The sequence below is a fragment of the Vibrio cionasavignyae genome, from assembly GCF_050337155.1.
GTDB lineage: Bacteria > Pseudomonadota > Gammaproteobacteria > Enterobacterales > Vibrionaceae > Vibrio > Vibrio nomapromontoriensis.
In genome coordinates this window covers 65,166-87,789 of the sequence record NZ_JAKJSR010000024.1, presented here as the reverse complement: position 1 = coordinate 87,789, position 22,624 = coordinate 65,166, and the positions used below count along the sequence as shown (strand labels likewise).

Here is a 22,624-nt window from a genome sequence, read left to right as displayed (position 1 = left end):
CATCATGAAAGAGAGAGGTATTTATGATCATTCCATGGCAACAAATCGCACCTGAAACACTGGATAATCTGATCCAAGAGTTTGTGTTGCGTGAAGGAACGGATTACGGTGAAAGCGAATTCAGTCTAGCCGACAAATTAGCGCACGTCAGAGGCCAACTCGAGTCAGGCGAAGCCGTCATTGTTTTCTCTGAACTGCATGAAACGGTCGACATCAAATTGCGTCACTCGCTGTAAATGTCCCGCCTTTGGACACGCGTCGCGTAATGAAGTGCTATAGTAAGCCTCTCATTATTTGAAAATGCCACGTCGACGATAGCGATGTCCATTGGCGCTAACATCGCGGCACCATGGTTTAAGCTCCAAAGTTTAAGATCTAAGATTTAAGCTTTAAGACTCGGCATCAGTTTCACGATAACTCTCTCCCACACACAGGAAGAGACAATAACTAGAAAATTACACAGGAAGTGTTATGTCAGCCAAACACCCGATTATCGCGGTGACAGGCTCCTCAGGAGCCGGTACCACAACAACGTCAGAAGCGTTCCGCAAGATGTTCAATATGATGAGCATCAAACCTGCTTTCATTGAAGGTGATAGCTTTCACCGTTTTACGCGCCCAGAAATGGACGTAGAGATCCGTAAAGCGAAAGAACAAGGAAAGCACATCAGTTATTTTGGCCCTCAAGCGAATGACTTTCCCGCACTCGAAACCTTCTTTAAAAACTACGGGCAAAACGGAGTGGGTCAATTTAGACGTTACCTGCATACGTTTGATGAAGCGGTCCCTTACAATCAAATGCCAGGAACTTTTACGCCTTGGCAGGATTTACCAGAAAACTCCGATGTTTTATTTTATGAAGGTTTGCATGGCGGCGTCGTTGATGGGGCGATCAATGCCGCTCAGCATGTTGATCTACTGATCGGCATGGTACCTATCGTCAACCTTGAGTGGATTCAAAAGTTCGTACGCGATACGCGTGACAGAGGTCACTCTCGCGAAGCGGTGACCGACTCAATCGTACGTTCTATGGATGACTACCTAAGCTACATTACCCCGCAGTTTTCGCGTACTCATATCAACTTTCAGCGCGTACCGACTGTCGACACCTCAAACCCACTCAATGCCAAAGGAATCCCAAGCCTTGATGAAAGTTTTGTGGTCATTCGCTTACGAGGGATAAAAAATGTCGACTATCCTTACCTGCTTGCCATGATAGATGGATCGTTTATGTCACGTCACAACACCATTGTCGTGCCTGGTGGAAAAATGAGCTTTGCGATGGAATTAATCGTCCGACCTATACTACAGCAGTTAATAGAAACAGGGAAAATAGGTTAGTTTTTTGCGCCTAAACTTAGATGATTTTTTATACCGTGATCATGTGCACAGTTTTGTATAGAAAAATGGTCTGATGACACGATTAAAATCAAGAAAGTCCGCGCAAAAAAGGATACTATTTCTTTGAAACAGAAGATCGCTTGCGCCATCTTCAAAGTGCTTTTATGCTAGTAAGTCCTAACACAATGGACTTGCTATTATATATGGAAAGCAGCAAGCATACCCTGCAGAGGAAGTAAGAAATATGGTTCTAGGTAAACCTCAAACCGACCCAACGCTAGAGTGGTTCCTTTCACATTGTCATATTCACAAGTACCCTTCAAAAAGCACGTTGATTCATGCGGGCGAGAAGGCAGAAACACTTTACTACATCGTAAAAGGTTCTGTTGCTGTACTTATTAAAGATGAAGAAGGCAAAGAGATGATCTTGTCTTACCTTAACCAAGGTGACTTCATCGGTGAACTAGGCCTATTTGAAGAAGACCAAGAACGTACAGCGTGGGTGCGAGCTAAATCACCTTGTGAAGTGGCTGAGATTTCATTTAAGAAATTCCGTCAACTTATCCAAGTTAACCCTGATATTCTCATGCGCTTATCTTCTCAGATGGCAAGTCGCCTACAAGTGACAAGCCAGAAAGTGGGTGACCTTGCGTTCCTTGACGTAACTGGTCGTATTGCTCAGACGCTACTTAACCTAGCGAAACAACCTGATGCAATGACTCACCCTGACGGCATGCAAATCAAGATTACTCGTCAAGAAATCGGCCAAATCGTTGGTTGTTCTCGTGAGACAGTAGGACGTATTCTTAAGATGCTGGAAGAGCAGAACCTTATTTCTGCTCACGGTAAGACTATTGTGGTCTACGGCACTCGTTAATCGACGCCTTTAGATACTCAAAAAGCCACCGCAAGGTGGCTTTTTTATTAGACGTTAACTCTGATAACTTATTGATGCGTGCTCTCAAAAATCTTATCGGCTGACGCTGCGACAAAGCCTTGATAATACTTGTTGTCGTTCATTTTGTAGCGCTTAGCAAATTCATAAAAACCACCAGGTATCTGCTGTTCCCCATCTGAAAATGATACGCCCACTTTGTCTGCCATCGTCGAAGATTGCTCAAGAAGGACCTCTGGCGATCCTTTCACTTCACCACCAGACTCATTGATATCAAAACCTGCTTGGCGCAAATAGTTATTGACCTCACTCACTTCTCCAAAACGATTAAGCTGATTCACACTAACAGTAAAGTGGTTGGCACCAAAACCATGTGCAGCAAGCCAAGAAGCGTACTCACTCTCTTTGGCTAACGTTTGATAATCGTCATAACTGAGCGCCCACATACGTCCACCAAACAGAAAGTCTTCAGCGGCCAACTGCAAGTTATCTACTTGGCTAACGAGTTTTGCCACAATGGCTTGCAGCTCTGCTGAGCACTGTTCAACGCGAAGCTCACTAATAAACACTTTCGGCAATGACTCATCACTATGTTGTAGGTGAATCGCAGACAGTTTTTTCGCTGCAAAGTCATACTCACCCGCTTGTTGATAACCAAGCTTAAGAAACGGTTTTGCCAATATTTCAATGCCCACGGGCGAGAGATTAAAGGTACGCAACGCGATATGATCATTGATCAGTGCCTCCCCCTCTTTCAACAACGCCTGTACTTTTGCTGCTGAAGGACATAATCGCTGAGTGTAGTCTTGCCACAACTGCTCAAATAATTGTTCTGCCGTCATCTTTTGCTCCTTAAAGATCGAGACCTGGGCTTAATGTCGCAGGCAGCACTGTTTGCTCCCCTTCCATCGACGCCATCGGGTAAGCGCAGTAATCTGCCGCATAATAAGCGCTTGGTCGCAAGTTACCTGACGCACCCGGACCACCAAATGGTGCATCACCACTTGCTCCGGTTAGCTGACGGTTGCGATTCACAATACCTGCGCGAATATGGTCAACAAAATACAGCCACTCATCATCATTGGTTGAAATCAGGCCCGCAGATAAACCAAATCGAGTGTCATTAGCAAGCTCAACAGCTTGTTGTAGTGTTTCGTAACGCACAAGCTGCAATAATGGGCCGAAGTATTCTTCATCCGGTAACGTCGCTATTGCCGTGGCATCTATCAAACCGGGTGTCACAAACGCGGCCTGTAATTGTTTCGATTCCACTAAGCTCTTGCCACCTAGCGATTGCAACGTCGCTTGTGCCTGAATAATATGCTGAGCAGCCTGCATGGAAATCTGCGGCCCCATGAAAGGCGCAGGGGTGGCGAATGGCTCATCAATCCGAATCTTGGCTATCGCGGCCACTAATGCGTCAACAAGTTGGTCACCTTTATCGCCAAACGGCACATACAAGCGACGAGCGCAGGTACAGCGCTGTCCGGCACTGATGTAGGCAGATTGGATAATAGTGTAGACCGTCGCATCAAGCTCACCGTAGGCATCACTCACGACCAACGGATTATTTCCTCCCATTTCTAGCGCTAACATTTTGTCAGGCTGGCCGGCAAATTGACGGTGTAATACGTGCCCGGTATTCGCGCTACCAGTAAACAACACCCCATCAATGCCTTTGGCGTCAGCCAGAGCAATGCCGGTTTCTTTACCGCCTTGCACAAGGTTAATCACACCATCTGGTAACCCAGCTTCTTGCCAGAGTTGCATAGCAAGTTCACCCACTAATGGGGTTTGTTCTGAAGGCTTAAACACCACGGTATTACCAGCCAATAACGCCGGAACAATATGTCCGTTAGGCAAATGACCCGGAAAGTTATAGGGGCCAAAGACCGCCATTACTCCTAAAGGACGATGGCGCAGCACAATTTGATTACCCGCAGCCTCTCGCTGCGAACTGCCCGTTCTATCATGATACGCTCGGATTGATATGGCGATTTTACCTGCCATTGCTCCTGCTTCCGTTCGGGTTTCCCATAATGGTTTACCCGTCTCCTTGGCAATCGCAATTGCAATATCTTCACTACGAGCCTTTAGTTTTTCCGCAAACGCCAGCACCACCGCTTCGCGCTCTTCAAACGAGCGTTTTTTCCAACTGACAAAAGCGAGTCTCGCTGCGTCGACAGCAGATTCAACCTGCTCTGGTGTGGCAGACTGCCCCTGCCAAATCACCTCATTGTTGTACGGCGACAGCGAGTGAAATTGCTCACCCAGTCCTGCGATCCATTGTCCTGCGATCCATTGCGTCATCGAAAATTCCTTAACCTAGTAAATAGTGAAGAGCCTGCATCTCCATATTGTGTCGTGATAAGTACGACAGAGATGCAGCAACGCGCGTTATTGCGCCAACATACGAACCATATCGCCTTCAGAAAGGTTCAAGGCGTCAGCGACATCAGGTGCCAGCAATACATGCTGACTTTCAGCGTCATAGGCCGCTTTTGCCGCTGTCGCTCTAAAGTGTTCAAATGACGTATTGGCAATAAGGTAATCTTGCGAACTAGCATGCTCGGCAATAGTGACCTTGGCGCGGAATGAGTTACGAATCGCCTGAATGTTCTGTAGGTCACACTCCACCGTCGGACCTGCATCAAAAATATCGACATAGTTACGACACGTGAAGCCTTCTCTTTCCAATAACTTTAAAGCGGGTCTGGTATTGTCATGCACTTGACCAATCACCGCTTGCGCCTCTTTGCTTAACAAGTTGACGTAAATCGGTAGTTTTGGCATTAAGTCCGCAATAAAGCCTTTCTTACCGATACCCGTTAAATAATCCGCCATAGTAAAATCAATGGAGAAAAAGTGCTCTTGCAGCCATTGCCAAAATGGCGAGTTACCTTCGGCATCAGACACGCCGCGCATCTCGGCAAAAATGGTTTTTGAGAAACGATGCGGGTGTTCAGCCATCATTAAAAAACGAGATTTCGACATCAAGCGGCCGTTAAGCCCCGCTCGATAATCAGGTCGTAAGAATAATGTGCAGATCTCACTACAACCGGTGTAGTTATTGCCAAACGTCAGCAATTTCACCACGTTATTCACGCCTAGCTTCGGAGAGGAGTGCACCACTGTGCTGATATGATAGGAGTAAAATGGCACATCCCAACCTATCGCCCCTTCGATACCCGTAGTACCAGCCACCTCGCCAGTGTCACGGTCATAGCCCACCATCAGGTAGCCTTCGTCCGTCGGCCCTGAGACGTCCGGCTTACTAAAGCTGTATTCTGAGTGAGTAATGCGATTGGTAAGAAGCTCTTCATTAACAGGAAGAGAGGTAAAGCCGTGACCAGACTCAACTGCACAAGTGTGCAGGGCATCATAATCCGACATCGTAATAGGACGAACAACAAGCATCAATAATCCCTCCGACGCAAACTCTCTTGGTACATCCACACCCAAGAGAGCCATTTAAATACGAGTTAAATGAGAGTACCCGTTAAACGAGAGTACTGATTGCCTTATCTAACTTCGCTAAACCTGCTTCAACTTCTTGCTTGGTGATGACAAGTGATGGGGTAAAACGAACCACGTTCATTCCCGCAACGAGTACCATCAAGCCCTGCGCACCTGCGGCCACTAATACATCACGTGCGCGCCCTTGCCACTGTTCATTCAGTGCTGCGCCGAGCAATAGCCCCTTGCCACGAATTTCGCTAAAGATATCGTATTTCGCATTAATGGCTTCTAATCCTTCACGGAACCATACCTCACGCTCAGAGACCCCCGCTAGAACGTCAGGAGAAGACACCACATCCACTACGGCTTCAGCAACAGCGCATGCTAGTGGATTACCGCCATAGGTTGAACCGTGCGTACCCACTTTCATATGAGCAGCTAACGCTTTTGTCGTTAACATCGCACCAATAGGGAAACCGCCCCCTAGCGACTTCGCCGTGCTAAGAATATCTGGCGTAATACCTAGACCTTGATACGCGTAAAATTGTCCAGTACGACCGTTACCAGTTTGTACTTCATCAAAAATCAGCAGCGCGTTGTATTTATCACAGAGCTCACGAACCGCCTGTACGAATTCAGGTTGTGGCGAAATAATCCCCCCCTCACCTTGCAGTGGCTCCATCATAATGGCGCAGGTCTTATCCGACATTTGCGCTTCTAGCGCGGCAATATCATTGTAAGGAACATGCTTTACATCGCCGGGCTTAGGACCAAACCCATCGGAATACGCCGCTTGTCCACCTACGGTAACGGTAAAGAACGTTCGACCGTGAAACCCTTGATTAAACGCAATGATCTCTGATTTTTCCGGACCATGTACATCCACAGCCCAGCGACGAGCCAGTTTTAATGCTGCTTCATTGGCTTCCGCGCCAGAGTTAGCGAAAAACACGCGTTCAGCAAAACTGACGTCGGTTAATTTTTTTGCTAGGCGCAGTGCCGGTTCATTCGTCATCACATTACTTAGATGCCAAATTTTATTCGCCTGCTCAGTCACAGCATTGACCATCGCAGGGTGACAATGCCCCAAACAACTCACCGCGATACCACCAGCAAAATCAATATACTCATTACCTTGCTGATCCCATACGCGTGCACCCTCACCCTTAACCGGGATCATTTCCATTGGGTTATAACAAGGCACCATTACCTCATCAAACCATTCACGGGATACTGTTTTTTCCATTGTCATAACACGTTCCTTTTAATTACTGCGCATGAGAAAAGGGGGGCATCATATTCACGTTAGGTCTATTACAAATATAGAACGAACCTTCACGCTTTCTAGTGAAGATAAAACTTCTCACCACTCCTCATAGATGCAGCATTGTATTTACAATTATTTAACTAACACAATAGCAGAAAATGCTTTTCCACCATCAATCTACTTAATCAAGGTATAAGCTAATGAGTATTTATGCGTTATTTTTGAATTTAAATGAAGTGTTTTTTCATGATTTATCAAATAAATGAACAGGGAGGGCACTGTCAGCTATCTGCATCAGAATTAGCGAATAGTTTTGCATCTTCATAAGTAAAACTAATGAAGGATAAGAAAAGATGAAAGGGTGATCTTGATCAGAAACTAAGCGTGTAAGAAATTACTCAATAGCTCATGACCTTGTTCCGTTTTGATGGATTCAGGGTGAAATTGTACGGCATGAATGTTCAGCGTTCGATGTTGGTAGCCCATAATTTCATCAAATTCACCATTAGGTAGCTCAGTCCACGCGGTAACATCGAAGCAATCTGGGAGCGTATCTCGCTTCACGATCAGTGAATGGTAGCGGGTGACAGTCAGCGGATTGTTGAGTCCGGCAAACACACTGCGGTTGTTGTGCTTAATTGGCGAGGTTTTACCGTGCATCACCTGACGAGCACGAATAACGTCGCCGCCAAAGACTTGAGCAATCGCTTGGTGCCCCAAACATACCCCAAGAAGTGGTAACTTTCCGGCAAAATATCGGATAGCATCCAGTGAAATTCCGGCCTCATTCGGCGTACAAGGGCCCGGTGAAATGACAAGGTGAGAAGGGTTAAGTGCTTCAATACCAGCGATATCAATATCGTCATTGCGCACGACTTTAACGTCTACACCCAATTCACAGAAATACTGAAATAGGTTGTAGGTAAAGGAGTCGTAGTTATCAATGATGAGTAGCATAGCGCTCGCTGTAAAATTGAATTTGCCAAAAATAAGGCGGTATTTTGCAACAAGATGGCAGAAAGGCAAGTAAAAAGAGGAAGAAAGGCAGCAGCAAAGCCTATAACGACTTTACTGCTGGTCTGTGTTGATATATTTACATCGATATTAATACAGCTTACGTCGGCGCCATCCCATCACACCCATGATAGAAAGTCCTATCAAACCGATGGAGCCGCCATTCATATTCAAGTCAATCACCGCTGGATCATGATCAGATGAACGATAATGATCGAGATACTTAGGTAAGTCCCCTTTGTACTCGCCGTTGTAATCAAACAGTGTCGACTCTGCTGCATTGATGTGCCATTCCGTCGCATCAACAACACGCTTGCTAAGACTTGGGCTAATTAAGATATGATCTAGAGCACCGACCTCGTCATTGTATGAATAACTCCAACCTTGAGGGTGCATCTCTGAAAGCACATTAATGTAACCATAGTTGTGAGTGATCACCGCCCCTTCATCGCCAAACTGCTGCGCTTCACCAATAAAGGTATTGCGCGCCGCACGAATCGATTTGCCGTACTTCTCTTGGCTATAATCGGTCAAAATTAGCATTGGGTCTTCTTTGCCGTAAGCATTGAAGTCCCCCAACACAATTTTATGCCCTTTAATCGCCGTCAACGCCTCACCGAGCGCCACAGAGGCTGCCACTCTAAACTGCTCACAAGCGCCTTGCTGATCCAAGTCCTGTCCCCCTTGACCACCAGCGGATTCAGGCGCTGCATCTTCCCAGCATTTTGACCCTTTCGATTTAAAGTGATTCACCGCGACCGTCAGCGTTTCCTTGCCACCTTTAACTTTAAACGTCGGTGCTAGTGTGTCGCGTTGATAGTTCTTGCCGTCTTCAATAACCTTACCGTTATCATCAAGCACTTCAGGTGCAACCTGACGAGGCATTTCAAACACATTTACCTGCTTAAGCTTCACCGCCTTCGGACGATAAATCACCCCTGTGGTAATCGCATCCGTCCCGACAGCATCAAGGGCATCAATCTGGCCATCTTGATTGCTATCCACCGACACATAAGCATAGTGCTGCTTTTTATACTCAAGCTGCGCGTTTAACTCCTTCACTAATTGCGCGATAGCCCCGTTGTCGCCAAAGCCATTATTTTCGATTTCCATCAAACCAATCACGTCAGCATCAAGTTGAATTAACGCGTTAATGATCTTTTGCTGCTGGGCAGTAAACTCTTCGACTGTGTTAGCACCACGATTGCCGCCAAATCGGTTTTCATCGCCACCAAAAGGAGAAGTGAAATAGTTAAGGACATTAAAGGTTGCCACGCGTAAATCGGCTTTATTCCATGGCGATTCATACAGTTCTGGCGTCATCGTTCTTGGGGTATTACGCACAAAGTTATCACTAGCGATGGTATTGGTCACAAATAGGCGATAGTCACCGTAGCTATAACCAATCACACCTTCGATGCCAAACAAGGTGTCATTAATACGCACGTAGTCTTCTGTACTACCATCTTGATCAATATCACTGCGACCAAATTCTGGGTAGTAAGGGATTTCACCATTCGCAGCTGGACTCACCGACTCAACATAAAGACGGCGCGTTGCATTGTCTTCACTTTGTGCCTTCGCTTCACTAGAGCCCGCCGCATATTGCTGGTTGGGGTGTAAATTCACTCGCTCATGAGCCAAAACCATATTATTGCGACGCGCGGAATAATCATAACCAAACGTGCGGCTTACGCGCATATCCAATGCTTGAGGTAAACTCACCAACATCCCTTCATAACGCTCAAGCGTTTGCTCAAAGTTTTCGTCGGAATCTATCACTTCAACTGCCGTTGCCGTTGGTGCCGCTTGTTGCCCCAGCTTATGCCAATCTCGCTCATTTAATTTCAACTGTGTTTGGCTATAGTATTCTTGGATATTGCCTCTCACGCATACCACATCGCCCGCGGAGAGCTCCGGATTCGCCTGAGTATAAACAAACAGACCATTAGAGGTCAGGGGATTGTGGTCATCCTCAAGGGCTTGCAGATAGAAGCCCTGATTCACGCCAGTAGTAACGGCAGACACAACACCTTGTACAAAATATTGCTCAGTCGTTATGTACGGGTAACCGCTAATGTAAGGCGAATGACTGCCTTCTCCTTGAATGCTTTGTATTGGAGTAAACGTCGGCTCGATACCATTGTCGAGACATTGAAATGCTTGCGGTGGCAATAGCGTATCTAACTGTCCCAAGCCACTAAAATCGTCACTGGCAAGTGTTGCCCATTGCTTAGGTTGATAAGATACTGAAGGTTGCTGATAAGGCTGATAACGAACCAAGGTTTTATTTTGACCAAACAGCTCTCCCATCACGCCAATCATATCAACTACTTGCTCTTGATTATCGAGCAGTGCGATAGGATCATCACCGTTAAAATTTAACACTTGGTTCGCCGTTGTCACGGTAGCGATATCCGTTACAGCCGCGCTAGCCTTGGCATTAGCAAACACCAGTACAGATTGAGCGGGAATCGTATAGCCCGACAAATCCAACGTATTCCACGTCCCGTTACCATTGGGAGATTTGGCGAGCTGATACCCAGAAAGTGACACCTCTTGGTCACTGCTATTAGCTATTTCGATTGCTTTGTTATATCCACTTCCTTCCACATATTGCGAAAGAAAAATATCCGCGCTCGCGCCTCCACTCAAAATGGAAGAAATCACTAACGCTAACCACTGCTTTTTATTTGTGCTTGTCATTATTCACCTCGAATTAACTGGCAATGCTGTCCTTGCCTTTTTGCACATTGTTGAATATGAGAATGTGTATTTTCGAGACGAGTGTTGTCATTTTTATTGCAAATGGGTAATTAACATACAGATAACTGAGATGGGCATCTCATTTGAAATCGAAAGTATTGAGGGTGTGCCAAACTATAAACAGAAATAGTTACCAAGAAATAAAAAAACGCCTGTGCACAAAGCACAGGCGTTTTTATTCATTTATCCGGTTGCTGTTGTCGCTATGGACGAGTCACGAAGCCAACCGCTTTGTAAGCTTTCGCCAACGTCACCGCCGCGCGCTCTGAAGCTTTCTCCGCACCTTGACGCATTACGTCATCCATATAAGCGCGATCAGCACGAATACGCTTATATTCGTTCTGGATTGGCTCTAGCATCGCCACCAAGGCTTCACCTACGTCTTTCTTAAATGGACCATACATTTCCACGCCTGCATATTGCGCTTCGATGTCGGCAAAAGACTTACCCGTCGCGGCTGAATACAAGCCCATTAGGTTAGAGATACCGGCTTTACTTTCCCAGTCATGAGCAATGCGAGGTGGCGTTTCTGCATCGGTTTGTGCCTTGTTGATTTTCTTCAAAATCGACTTAGGCTCTTCGAGCAAGGTAATCACGTTTTTACGGTTATCATCCGACTTAGACATTTTCTTCGTCGCATCTTGCAAGCTCATTACACGTGCATTCACCGTTGGGATGTACGGCTCTGGAACCGTAAACAGTGGAGCTTCTGGTGTGTAAATATTATTGAAGCGCGTTGCGATATCTCGAGCTAACTCAAGGTGTTGCTTCTGGTCACTTCCTACTGGCACTTGGTGCGCGCCGTAAAGAAGAATATCAGCGGCCATCAATACAGGATAATCATAAAGGCCAACGTTAACATCATTAGCGTAGCGTTGTGACTTGTCCTTAAACTGAGTCATACGATTCAGTTCACCCATTTGGGTATAACAGTTAAGAAGCCAACCAAGCTGAGCATGTTCCGGTACGTGAGACTGGACAAATAGCGTGCTCTTCTTAGGGTCAACACCAACCGCAAGACAAATTGCCAATGCATCTAACGTCGCTTCATGCAGCGCTTTAGGGTCCTGACGAACCGTAATCGCATGAAGGTCTACCACGCAGTACTGACAATCATAATCGTCTTGCATCTGTTGCCATTGACGTAGAGCACCCAAGTAGTTACCGATACTTAGTTCACCAGATGGTTGAACACCACTCAATACAATGGGTTTGCTCATAACTATGATTCCTTCGACTTCTTAATGAGATAATTAGGATAATGAAAAACCGCGCAATTTCTTACGCGGTTTTAGCAGTGTACCCATTAGCCAATTTTTTGCTATAGCCATGAAGACTTTTTTATTGTTCGGGAAGAGAATTAGCCCCAAGCACCGCCTTCGACGCTAATTTACCGCACTTGGCACGCCATTCTTGACCGCATTTAGAACATCGGCGACATCATCAGCAACAAAATCTGGGTTTGCATTGGCAATCGGCTCACCGTGGTTATAGCCATAGGTCAAACCAAATGCCAAACAACCCGCATTGCGCGCAGCCAGAATGTCATTTTGTGAATCGCCAACCATCAACACTTCACTTGGTGACACTTGCTCTTGCTCCATTAACCAATTCAGTGCCACTGGATCCGGTTTTTTGTTAGGAAACGCATCGCCACCTAATACATGCTTGAAGTACTTTTCAAGCTGATGCTGCTCTAGCAACTCAGGAACAAATTTAGACGGTTTATTGGTCAGCAAAGCCACGGTATACCCGCTCGCTACCAGAGTATCCAATGTACTATGAACATTGGCATATAAATGACTCAGCTTATGGCCACTTGCTTGATAGAAATCATCAAACAATACGCGCGCTTTCTCGCGCAACTCAACCGATAGTTCTGGGTTAACGTTAACACTCTGACTCAATGAGCGAGCAATAAGCACATCCGCGCCGTTGCCAACATAATCACGGACTTGCTCTTCGGTGACGCTTGGATAGCCCAACGCCTGCACCGCTTGATCAGCGGCAAGGGCAAGATCAGGCACACTATCGAGTAGCGTACCATCGAGATCAAAAACGACTAATTTGATAGACTGCATTCATTAATTCTCTTACTTCTTTACTTTCGCAAGTTCTGCGCGCATTTCATCAATGACCTCTTTGTAATCAGGGCGATTGAAAATCGCGGAACCTGCCACAAACATATCCGCACCCGCTTCTGCGATTTCACGAATGTTATCTACTTTAACACCACCATCAATTTCAAGACGGATATCACGACCAGACGCATCAATTAGGCGACGAACCGCGCGCAGTTTATCAAGTGTTGAAGGAATAAAAGATTGACCACCGAAGCCAGGGTTCACTGACATCAACAAAATCATATCGACTTTATCAAGAATGTAATCAAGACAAGTTAATGGAGTGGCAGGGTTAAGGACTACGCCCGCTTTACAGCCATGTTCTTTGATAAGCTGCAGCGTACGATCAACATGCTCTGTCGCTTCAACGTGGAACGTAATCATCGACGCGCCCGCTTTAGCGAACTCTGGCACTAGACTATCAACAGGTTTCACCATCAAATGCACATCGATAGGCGCGGTAATACCGTAGTCGCGCAGCGCTTTACAGATAGGCGCACCAAAACTGAGGTTAGGTACGTAGTGGTTATCCATCACATCAAAGTGGACAACATCAGCGCCAGCGGCAAGGACTTTCTCTACGTCTTCACCAAGACGAGCAAAATCAGCGGATAAAATAGATGGCGCAATTAGAAAATCTGTCATACCTGACCTCAATAGAATGGATTAGCGAGCAATAATTGCGCGCAATTCTACCGAAGCCAGTGGCTAAATCCTAGCGCTTATCCAAATCAGACATCACTTTTGCTGCATTGTCGGCTTTAGACTCAACTGTACTTTTCGCTTCTGGTTGGACTTTGGCTTCAAATAACGCCAGCAGTTCATCCACTTTGTTACGTCCAGAGCCATTGCGACTGATGGTGCGTTTCACTTTCACCACATTCAACTGCGCACCATGATAAAGGCGGCGCGTGAGCGTAGTATCGTGATTAGAAATCAACACCGGGATGTGTCGGTCAAATGCCGTATGTTCAGCAATATCCGCGAGAGCCGCTTGGTCATCCAATGAAAAACCGTTCCCCGCATACGAGGTAAAGTTGGCGGTATTCGACAGCGGTGCATAAGGTGGATCGCAATACACCACGCTGCCTTTACGGGCACGGCGAAAGGTTTCAGGATAGCCTTCACAGACAAACGTAGCCTTCTTGGCTTTTTCCGCAAAGAAAATCAGTTCCTTTTCAGGGAAGTAAGGCTTTTTATAAGAACCAAACGGGACATTGAATCCCCCCTTTTTGTTATAACGACATAAGCCATTAAAACCGAAGCGGTTCATGTACAAAAAGGCAACCGAACGAAACAGCACATCATCACTTTGATTGAAATCAGCGCGAACCCCAAGATACACCTCTTTTTGGTTGTGCTCAGGCGTGAAGAAGCGTTTCGCCTCTTCAATGTACTTTTCTGGCTCTGTTTTAAGCAAATTGTAGAGATTAATTAAATCTGGATTAATGTCGGCAAGTAGATATTGATCGTAGTCCGTATTCAAAAAAACCGAACCGGCGCCAACAAAAGGCTCCACCAACTTTCTTGCGTCTGGCAAATGCTTTTGAATATCTTCGACTAAGCCATATTTTCCACCAGCCCACTTTAGAAAGGCGCGTTGCTTTTTCATTGCTTGCTCTATTTACTGCCACCCAAAATTTAAGGGAGGGGAATATATCATAATTCAATCTGTTATGTTGACCTTTCTCGCATCAACACTCGCTTTGGTTCACTACGGTTTTTAGTCTTGCCAGCGATCAATTTCACGATGAACTTGGCTTAACGATTTCGCCCAGGCGCCTAATGAACGCAACTCTTTAGGTAACGCTTCCGCCGCATCACGAGCCGCCTGAATACTGGCGTATTGATCGTAAGTCACGATATACCACTTTTCATCATTACGGATCGTCGGGTAAACACGTACTGGTTTATCAAAAGTATGCTTATTCAGGAACTGTTGTACATCATCAAGATGCGTCATCGCAGAAATCTGTAGCGTATACGTATTGGCCGCCATCGCTTTGAGCTCATCGCGGGCAAACGAAAAAGTAATGGGTGTTTGCAATACTGGAGAACTCTCTACATCCACCACGGTATTTTGTGGTAACACCACCGCTTGAATTTCTGCGGCATTTGCCACGGCTACTGCGGTATTATCCTCCAACAAAGCATCAACGACGTCAGAAGTAATCACCACTCGCTCTCCCGTTTCAGACACACCAACACTGGCTGTCTCGGAAGTCACTTGTGGAGGTAACGCCATAGAGTCATCCGTTGTCGCTTCTACGGCTGGCATTTCTTGATTGGCATTGGCAATTTGCTCTGCTGATGACGCATCTACTTTGGGCTCAGTCGCGGAGTTCTCTGTCTCTTCCACGGTAACCGTCGGTTGTGCATCATCCGCCGTATCTGGCGACGTCAATAAGCTGCGATAGCCCATAAAAATTATAATCATCAATACCACAACCAACGCGGCAATCTTAGTCGGCGAGCCAACCAGCGAACGAATTATCACTTTCTTTTCCATTGTTTGCTCCCCGAGCGCCAATATATCCCCTGGAATGGGCTTCGTCTTAGTAAACGCAGTTTTGATTCTTTTTTCAACACTTTCATCAAGGTAGCGCAGTACTAATGTCTCAAAAAACTGTGTCGCTTCCGAATCAGAGAGTTCATCGACTTCGAGTTCAATAGGTTTACTATCCAAACCATGACTAAGACGGGATACTCGACTGTGCGTGGCATGGCTGGCACTAAAGAGCACGACACTCACATTTTGCTGCCCAATAGTGTGAGTGGTGAGCACTAATAACCAAAGCTCGGCCAATAATGCCTGAGACAAATGCTGCGCTTCGTCGACAACGATGACAATATCGCACGCCTCACCTTCTAAAATACGCTCAATGCTGTCCTGCAGTGTATCTGTTTCGCTGTAAAGCGTATGAGGAAAGAGTTGGCGGAGAATATTACCGCGAATCACCTGATCCTCTTGATGAGGAAAGCAGGTCACCAATGACTGATTTTTACCGTGTGCCCATGATTCCAAGTAACGATGAGCCAACCAAGTTTTTCCTATGCCGACTTCACCAATAATCGAGACAAAATTAGACGAAAACTGAGTTAACAGCTGCAGTCTTTCCAGTAAATGGGTTTGAGAGTCCAACTCCATCACCCGCATTTCATAAGATAAACTCATTGGCGATCACTCTTAGCCTGCAAAGCCAATAGCGGCAGACACCGCTGGCCTTAAAACAAATAACCTAAAAAACAGATAGCTTTAAACCGCTTTAAAATTCACGGCTCTCAATATCAAAGTTACTCACCTTTGTATCAGAGGCGAAAAACTTGATGAGTTTAAGATCTAAAAAAGGCCCCAAATAGGAGCCTTTTGTCGACAAATACCGCGCGCTAATCTAATGAATAAGATTAGATGCGACAGAGATCAATCGCTTTTTCAATCAACTCATTGGGTACATCAGAGACCACTTGCGCATCACCTATCGTCGTTGGTAACACCAAACGCAATTGACCGGACAATACTTTTTTATCTCGCATCATATGACTCATGAAATCATCAAATGTCATAGAATCTGGCGTATGAACGGGCAAGTTCGCTCGCTTGAGTATGGCAATAATACGCGCAACTTGCTCTGCAGAAATATCTCCCAGCAAATGAGCGGTATGAGCAGCCATTACTGTGCCCGATGATACTGCTTCTCCGTGTAGCCATTTACCATACCCCAGTTCAGTTTCAATGGCATGACCAAATGTATGACCTAGGTTCAATAACGCTCGAATACCTGACTCTTTTTCGTCTTGCGCCACGACTTCCGCCTTAATAGCACAACAACGCGCAATCGCATACGTCAACGCCGCTTGATCCAATTGATACAAACTGTCTAAATTCGCTTCAAGCCAATCAAAAAAGTCCGCATCATAGATAATCCCATACTTAATCACTTCCGCCATTCCCGCAGCAAACTCTCTCTCGGGTAGCGTTTTTAAGCAATCAATATCAATAATCACCGACTGAGGCTGATAAAAAGCCCCAATCATGTTTTTACCTAAACTATGATTAACAGCGGTTTTCCCACCCACAGATGAGTCTACTTGAGAAAGCAATGTGGTAGGAATTTGAATAAAATCAACACCGCGCTGATAGCACGCCGCAGAAAATCCAACAAGATCGCCAATCACACCACCGCCTAACGCGACAACCACAACATCTCGGCCATAATTGCCAGACAGTAGGTGCGTCATGATGGTATTAAAGGTATCGAGGGTTTTATACTGTTCACCATCTGGAAGCTCTAACAAAGAGGTTTTACAACCTTTGTTATCCAGTTGAGACAGAATGGATTGGCTATAAAGAGGGGAAACCGTGGTATTGGTAATCAGTACCACCGATTTTCCATCTGGAATTTGAGAAAATTGCGCCGAGTCATTAAATAACCCGGCACCAATTGAAATAGGGTAGCTACGCTCACCAAGATTAACCGTAATCCGTTCCATGGTTTGCTCTCCGTTTAAAGAAGGTTGTAATTAACCTTCTTCTAGCATTTTTACGATTTGGTTGGCTACCACTTTTGCACTTTGATCATCAGTGCGAACAGTGTAGTCGGCCACATCTTTGTACAAGTTGTTGCGTTCATCCGCTAGCGATTCCAATACTTCGCGCGGATCATCCGTTTGCAGTAATGGGCGCTTTTTATCGCGGTTTGTGCGAGCAAGCTGCTTTTCAATTGTGGTTTCTAGATATACAACGATTCCGCGTGCAGAGAGACGGTTACGGTTTTCTTTACTCTTAACCGAACCACCACCAGTTGCAAGGACAATGCCTTGCTCCTCTGTCAGATCATTAATCACTGACTCTTCGCGTTTGCGGAAGCCTTCTTCGCCCTCGACGTCAAACACCCAAGAGATGTCTGCACCAGTGCGTTCTTCAATAACGGTATCAGAATCAACAAACTCCATATGAAGTTGTTGAGCTAGGTGTCTACCGATAGTGCTTTTGCCGGCGCCCATAGGGCCAACAAGGAAAATATTACGTTTTTCAGCCATGTTTAGCAGTAATTTACAACGTTAATTCAATGACATCGCCACAAGAAAATACCGAAAAAAAAGCATCGGGAAAAGGGCTTGTGACACCGATTCCTCACAGACAAGACGTGATAAGACCCGAAATTATCAAGGTAAGGTGACCCGAATGCAACTTTATTTTTCACTATTTTCAATAAGCCCTATATTTACAACAACTTAGTTAACTATTATTTCCGGTGTCACAAAGATTAGTAATTCACTTTTCCCTACTTTTTCATAGGTTCGCCTAAATAACGCCCCCAAACCGGGAATATCCCCTAACAACGGCACTTTATCCACGCTATTGGTAATACTATGTTGAAAGATCCCCCCTAAAACGACCGTTTCTCCATTGTTCACCAGAACTTGTGTTCCTATTCTTTGCGTATCAATCGCAACGGCTTCCCCTTCCTCTGTTTTTACCACTTGGCTAGGTCTGTCTTGAGTCACATGAAGATCCAACACTAAACGATTATCTGGGGTAATTTGTGGCGTCACGGTGAGCGATAATACCGCTTTCTTAAACTCGACGGATGTCGCCCCACTTGAGGCTGCTTTTAGATAAGGTATTTCTGTCCCCTGTTCGATGTAAGCCGACTTCTTATTCGTGGTGATCAGCCTTGGGCTAGAAATAATTTCTGCTTTGGATTCTTGCTGCAGCGCAGATAACTCCAGATCAAGTAAGACGTTCGAACCCAGACTCGCTACTTGAAACGCCAGTCGCGCTGCACTGTCGGATGTCGCCCCTAAGTTAACATTAAGGAAGTCGTCAACAAACGCATCGCCATCTTCTTGATCATACAATCCTATCGTGCCTAGATTATTTTCAATCGAACCACCAATCGTGGTATCGCCACTCACCTTGGTGACCCCCCAGCGAATGCCAAGTTCATCCATGTTGCCCTCATTGATGGTGACAATCCGAGCCTCAATTTGAACTTGCTTTACTGGTACATCTAAGGAAGCGATTATTTCACGGATCACCGCGATATTGTCTGGCAGTTCGCGGATCAGCAATGAATTGGTTCGCTCATCAATCGCAATTGAGCCGCGCTCCGATAACATGCTCACCTCCCCTTCACCGCCCAGCATTGCTGCAACATCTGAAGCCTTAGCGTAGCTAATTTTAATGATTTCCGATCTAAGTTGCCCAATCTGTTCCGTGAGCAGACTTTTCTCTAACGCCATTTTTTCCTGCTGATCAAGCTCCGCCTTAGGCGCGACAAGCACCACATTGCCATTTACCCGCTTATCTAACCCTTTCACACGTAAAATAATGTCTAACACCTCGGTCCATGGCACATCATCCAACCTAAGAGTGAGGTTGCCTTGAACGCTATCTGACACCACAAGATTGAAATCATTGTAGTCCGCGAGTAACTGCAACACGTTCCTAACCGGGATGTCTTGAAAATTAATAGACGTCAATTTTCCTTGATGGGCGAGCAGCCATTTTTTCTCATCGGTTTTCTCTTTGGACAACGGCAACAACGTCACTCTTAACTGCTTGTTATTTATTTCGTATGAGTAGTCCACATTGTTTTTGGTTTCCACCAACAGCTTAACATCTGGCGAATCATCAAACAGTTCTAACTGGTTCACTTCACTAGCAAAATCTTTAACATCGATAATAGACAATTGCTCAGGGCGTATCTTGGTCTGCTTCAAGACAATGCTTATCCCATTGGCCATCGTTTCCACATCAACCACACTGCCAACTTCAGCTAAATTAACAATCACTACCCCTTGCTTTAACTCATTGAGTTCAAACGAAACCCCTTTAATGGCGTTCATGGGTTCCGCGGCTAAGTTTTCCCCCGCCCACCACAGGGTCACCATCATCAATAGCCCTTTGAATACATTGCTCACATCCCTTGGCATTACCACTTCTCCATTAATTCAACGCGAGCTTAACTTGCCTTTGAAACCAACAGCCTAAACCGTCTGATAAGGTTTCATTGACAATAAGGCTATCTGGGGTCACTTGTTTTATTTGACCATTATTTTCACCAATATATTGCCCAGCACTCACCTTAACCAGTTGGCGATTAGGAAGTTGCAATAGACCCGTTAACCCCTTCCCTTTACTCATCACCCCTTTGAGTCTCAGCTCCGTCAAACGATATTGCTCTAAGTTACCTTTGCCCCTTGCTTTGGGTTGCCAACAAGCTTGATTATTGGCGGGTCTTTGAGCTTGAGCTTGAGCTAACTTAGGCAAATCAAAAGGCGTACCGTTCTTAGAGTACGTAAACGGTACGGCATTAAATGAATAACGAGGCTGAAGCTGCGCCACTTCAATGACAATCTCCGCCTCCGTTTTTGCAACAAAATCCGTTAAAGAGTCATCATTGGCCTGACACCCTACTAAACCAATAGAAAGTAGCATCCAACGACTAGCCTCCATGCCCTTGCTCCTGATTTTGTTCGCCCTGTTTAAACTGATAGGTGTAAGCCCTAACACGAAAGTGCAGCGTACTACTCTCTTGACTCACCCTTTGCCACTCCGCATTTTCAAGCAATATAATTCGCGGTAACTGGGCAATAGCCTGCACGTAATCGCCAATATTGTTGTAACTGCCAGTCAATTCGATATCGAGGGGCAGCTTCAATAAAAAATCCTGAGCAACGCGCTTCCCCCAATCAATTCGAGTAAAGGTTAAATCATTATTCAACCCTTCTTCATTCATCGCTGCCAATAAGCTGGCTAACTCTTTTTGTTCTGGCAATTGCTGCAGTAAGAAATCATAGTGACTATTAAGCTCATTGAGTTGCGCTTGCATCAGCGGCAGTAACGCGGCTTTTTTAGCCACCCGACTTAGTGTTTGTTTCAGCTCTTGCTCTTGTTGCTTATGATGTTCCAGTTCATCTAAAGCTGGCTTTACGACAAAAAACGCCCCTGCAACGAGTAGTAATAACAGTAGTAACAAAGCGACTAGCATTTGTGGGACCCAAGGCCAATCCGGCATTTCATCAAGCTCTAAGTCTGCAAGGCTCATTTTGGCAGCTCCTCATCCATGTTAGGAGCGGCTGAGGTGCTATCCATTAATGAATTCGAGTTGAACTGAAAAGAGATATTGAAAGACTGGTAGCTTTGTCCAAAACGTTGGTTGCCATGGACAATCGAATGCATGTCGACATTTTGTAGTAGAGCAGAGGTCTCAAATCGCTCCAGCATTTGAGCTAGCTTAGCCGTACTACTGCTAATACCGCTTAACTTAAAGTTCGTCCCTTCCATGCGAACTTTGTCCACATAAACCCCACTGGGTACTAAAGTCGGTAACGCATTCATCACTAATGTGGTTTTATTGCGCTGTATTTGCAGCATTTCCACGTAACCAAGGCGCTGCTCCAATGCAGCATGGAATTGAGTCACTTTCACCAATGATGCTATGTCTTTTTGATAGCCCGTCACCTTTTGCTGAAGATAACGCTGCCTCGCCTGCTGCTCCTCTATTTGCATCGACACATACCACATAGCCGTTTGCACAGTCGCAGCAGCAATGACCACCGCTGCAATGAGTACAACAACAAAACGTTGGCGATGTTGATGGCGCCTTTTCTCACGCCAGGGAAGCAGGTTAACCATCTCCATCTAATGCGCCTCCATCCACTGACTAGCGTTATAGGCCACCCCTAACGCCACCGCAAACGAGCTACTTAGCAGTGCTGCTTCCTTGCTGCTCACCGCCACAGCATTGTGAAGAGGTAAAGCTTTAGCTGGCATACCTAATTTACGCTCAATAAAATCCATAAGTTGTGGTGAGTTAGCGTGCCCACCACACACCAATAAACCTTCCAAAGCCAGGCCACCCTGCACAGAACGATACAACTGTATTTGTGACATCACTTTACTGGCTACCTGATCAAATGCCTGCTCTGCTTCGCTTTTTTGATTCACTCCCCTCGCTTGCTGGTCATGCTGATGGGTGCCGTCATAAAGCCATTGTTTTGCCATATCTAACGGCATATTTTTCGGTGGACATAATGCGGCTTGCTGGCTCCCTAAATCTAATACTCCCCAATTATCAAATACACCTTGATTGTGACTCAACATGGTCTGTAGCCCACGAAGTGCGTTGATATTAGTGTCCATATACTGCGGTTCATAACCCAGCTTCTTAATGGTCTGACTCCAATTATCAACAATAGACTGCTTAACCACATGCACTCGATATGCTTCGGCTTGTCCTTCAGATATTGGTGATGCCTTATAAAAATCGAGAGCCAACTCTTCTAGCGGATAAGGGGTTTGGTGGCTCATGGCTTGAAACACAGCAAACTCTTGTTCACGCCCTTTCAATCCCCTTTCCACTGAAATGATTTTGCTGATTGCTGCGCTATCTGGAATGACGATCGCCGCTTTTTTCCGAAAGATAGGTGGCAGTTTCTTAAAGTTTTTTAGATTCTTTACAGTTTCTTGATGCTTTAATGTATGAGAATCAGAGAAAATAGCGTCAGAGCCTGTTAATTCAAGGTGGTTAATGACGGTCAACGTGGCGCCATCAACCATCAGCACAACGGCTTTGGCGCTGTAACGTCCAATATCAATGCCCGTAATCCATTTCTTAGTCATAAGAAATAACCTCAACAAATACAATAACCATGTGAAAAGGTTGAGATTGACGCCCAAATAAGCGTTAATTAACCCTATAGGTAGTTTTTTGGACTAGAGTACAAGTAACTGCCTACCCATAACCTTAA

General features: G+C 45.6%; 21 protein-coding genes. 3 read left to right on the top strand and 18 right to left on the bottom strand.

Features of this window, described 5'->3' with window-relative positions; all coding sequences use genetic code 11:
• Positions 1 to 23: 23 nt before the first annotated feature.
• From L4D74_RS19085 to crp, 3 genes are all read left to right on the top strand, one after another.
• Positions 24 to 236 (top strand): YheU family protein, encoded by a 213-nt coding sequence (locus tag L4D74_RS19085; RefSeq protein ID WP_250617910.1) that lies wholly within the window; start codon positions 24 to 26, stop codon positions 234 to 236.
• A 235-nt stretch (positions 237 to 471) separates the two neighbouring features.
• A complete protein-coding gene (locus tag L4D74_RS19080; RefSeq protein ID WP_265676873.1) occupies positions 472 to 1,341 on the top strand; it encodes a phosphoribulokinase in 870 nt (289 codons plus the stop codon).
• A 244-nt stretch (positions 1,342 to 1,585) separates the two neighbouring features.
• Positions 1,586 to 2,218: a cAMP-activated global transcriptional regulator CRP gene (gene crp, locus L4D74_RS19075; RefSeq protein ID WP_009602948.1), complete on the top strand. Its 633-nt coding sequence runs from the start codon at positions 1,586 to 1,588 to the stop codon at positions 2,216 to 2,218.
• Between the two features lie 68 nt (positions 2,219 to 2,286).
• Here crp and L4D74_RS19070 read toward each other — a convergent pair whose 3' ends face one another.
• The 18 genes from L4D74_RS19070 to pilM all read right to left on the bottom strand — a co-directional run bounded on the left by L4D74_RS19070 (position 2,287) and on the right by pilM (position 22,496).
• Positions 2,287 to 3,078 (bottom strand): DUF1338 domain-containing protein, encoded by a 792-nt coding sequence (locus L4D74_RS19070; protein WP_428754027.1) that lies wholly within the window; start codon positions 3,076 to 3,078, stop codon positions 2,287 to 2,289.
• Positions 3,079 to 3,088: 10 nt separating this feature from the next.
• A complete protein-coding gene (gene astD, locus L4D74_RS19065; protein ID WP_428754026.1) occupies positions 3,089 to 4,546 on the bottom strand; it encodes a succinylglutamate-semialdehyde dehydrogenase in 1,458 nt (485 codons plus the stop codon).
• An 87-nt stretch (positions 4,547 to 4,633) separates the two neighbouring features.
• Entirely contained in the window at positions 4,634 to 5,653 is a 1,020-nt protein-coding gene (gene astA / locus L4D74_RS19060; protein WP_428754024.1) for an arginine N-succinyltransferase, read from the bottom strand.
• Positions 5,654 to 5,735: 82 nt separating this feature from the next.
• Complete coding sequence (locus L4D74_RS19055) at positions 5,736 to 6,947, bottom strand: aspartate aminotransferase family protein (RefSeq protein ID WP_428754023.1); 1,212 nt, start codon at positions 6,945 to 6,947, stop codon at positions 5,736 to 5,738.
• 393 nt (positions 6,948 to 7,340) lie between these two features.
• A complete protein-coding gene (locus L4D74_RS19050) occupies positions 7,341 to 7,919 on the bottom strand; it encodes an aminodeoxychorismate/anthranilate synthase component II (protein ID WP_428754022.1) in 579 nt (192 codons plus the stop codon).
• 147 nt (positions 7,920 to 8,066) lie between these two features.
• Positions 8,067 to 10,682, bottom strand: a complete 2,616-nt coding sequence (locus tag L4D74_RS19045) for an ExeM/NucH family extracellular endonuclease (protein WP_428754020.1) — start codon at positions 10,680 to 10,682, stop codon at positions 8,067 to 8,069.
• A 263-nt stretch (positions 10,683 to 10,945) separates the two neighbouring features.
• The gene (trpS, locus tag L4D74_RS19040) at positions 10,946 to 11,962 is read right to left on the bottom strand and encodes a tryptophan--tRNA ligase (RefSeq protein ID WP_428754019.1); all 1,017 of its coding nucleotides are present in this window, start codon (positions 11,960 to 11,962) and stop codon (positions 10,946 to 10,948) included.
• A 165-nt stretch (positions 11,963 to 12,127) separates the two neighbouring features.
• On the bottom strand, positions 12,128 to 12,823 hold the full coding sequence (locus L4D74_RS19035) for a phosphoglycolate phosphatase (protein WP_428754018.1): 696 nt from the start codon (positions 12,821 to 12,823) through the stop codon (positions 12,128 to 12,130).
• 12 nt (positions 12,824 to 12,835) lie between these two features.
• Entirely contained in the window at positions 12,836 to 13,510 is a 675-nt protein-coding gene (gene rpe / locus L4D74_RS19030; RefSeq protein ID WP_428754016.1) for a ribulose-phosphate 3-epimerase, read from the bottom strand.
• Between the two features lie 70 nt (positions 13,511 to 13,580).
• Entirely contained in the window at positions 13,581 to 14,477 is an 897-nt protein-coding gene (locus L4D74_RS19025) for a Dam family site-specific DNA-(adenine-N6)-methyltransferase (protein WP_428754014.1), read from the bottom strand.
• Positions 14,478 to 14,588: 111 nt separating this feature from the next.
• Positions 14,589 to 16,040, bottom strand: a complete 1,452-nt coding sequence (locus L4D74_RS19020; RefSeq protein ID WP_428754013.1) for an SPOR domain-containing protein — start codon at positions 16,038 to 16,040, stop codon at positions 14,589 to 14,591.
• Positions 16,041 to 16,270: 230 nt separating this feature from the next.
• The gene (gene aroB, locus L4D74_RS19015) at positions 16,271 to 17,356 is read right to left on the bottom strand and encodes a 3-dehydroquinate synthase (RefSeq protein WP_428754011.1); all 1,086 of its coding nucleotides are present in this window, start codon (positions 17,354 to 17,356) and stop codon (positions 16,271 to 16,273) included.
• A 30-nt stretch (positions 17,357 to 17,386) separates the two neighbouring features.
• On the bottom strand, positions 17,387 to 17,905 hold the full coding sequence (gene aroK / locus L4D74_RS19010; RefSeq protein WP_428754010.1) for a shikimate kinase AroK: 519 nt from the start codon (positions 17,903 to 17,905) through the stop codon (positions 17,387 to 17,389).
• Between the two features lie 195 nt (positions 17,906 to 18,100).
• Positions 18,101 to 19,804: a type IV pilus secretin PilQ gene (locus L4D74_RS19005; protein WP_428754008.1), complete on the bottom strand. Its 1,704-nt coding sequence runs from the start codon at positions 19,802 to 19,804 to the stop codon at positions 18,101 to 18,103.
• A 13-nt stretch (positions 19,805 to 19,817) separates the two neighbouring features.
• Positions 19,818 to 20,327 (bottom strand): pilus assembly protein PilP, encoded by a 510-nt coding sequence (locus L4D74_RS19000; RefSeq protein WP_428754006.1) that lies wholly within the window; start codon positions 20,325 to 20,327, stop codon positions 19,818 to 19,820.
• The gene (locus L4D74_RS18995) at positions 20,317 to 20,919 is read right to left on the bottom strand and encodes a type IV pilus inner membrane component PilO (protein ID WP_428754004.1); all 603 of its coding nucleotides are present in this window, start codon (positions 20,917 to 20,919) and stop codon (positions 20,317 to 20,319) included. The genes L4D74_RS19000 and L4D74_RS18995 overlap by 11 nt, the downstream gene beginning before the upstream one ends.
• Positions 20,916 to 21,515, bottom strand: coding sequence for a PilN domain-containing protein (locus L4D74_RS18990; RefSeq protein WP_428754003.1), 600 nt, complete (start codon positions 21,513 to 21,515; stop codon positions 20,916 to 20,918). The genes L4D74_RS18995 and L4D74_RS18990 overlap by 4 nt, the downstream gene beginning before the upstream one ends.
• Positions 21,516 to 22,496 (bottom strand): pilus assembly protein PilM, encoded by a 981-nt coding sequence (gene pilM, locus L4D74_RS18985; RefSeq protein ID WP_428754002.1) that lies wholly within the window; start codon positions 22,494 to 22,496, stop codon positions 21,516 to 21,518. It abuts the gene before it with no gap.
• Between the last annotated feature and the right edge of the window lie 128 nt (positions 22,497 to 22,624).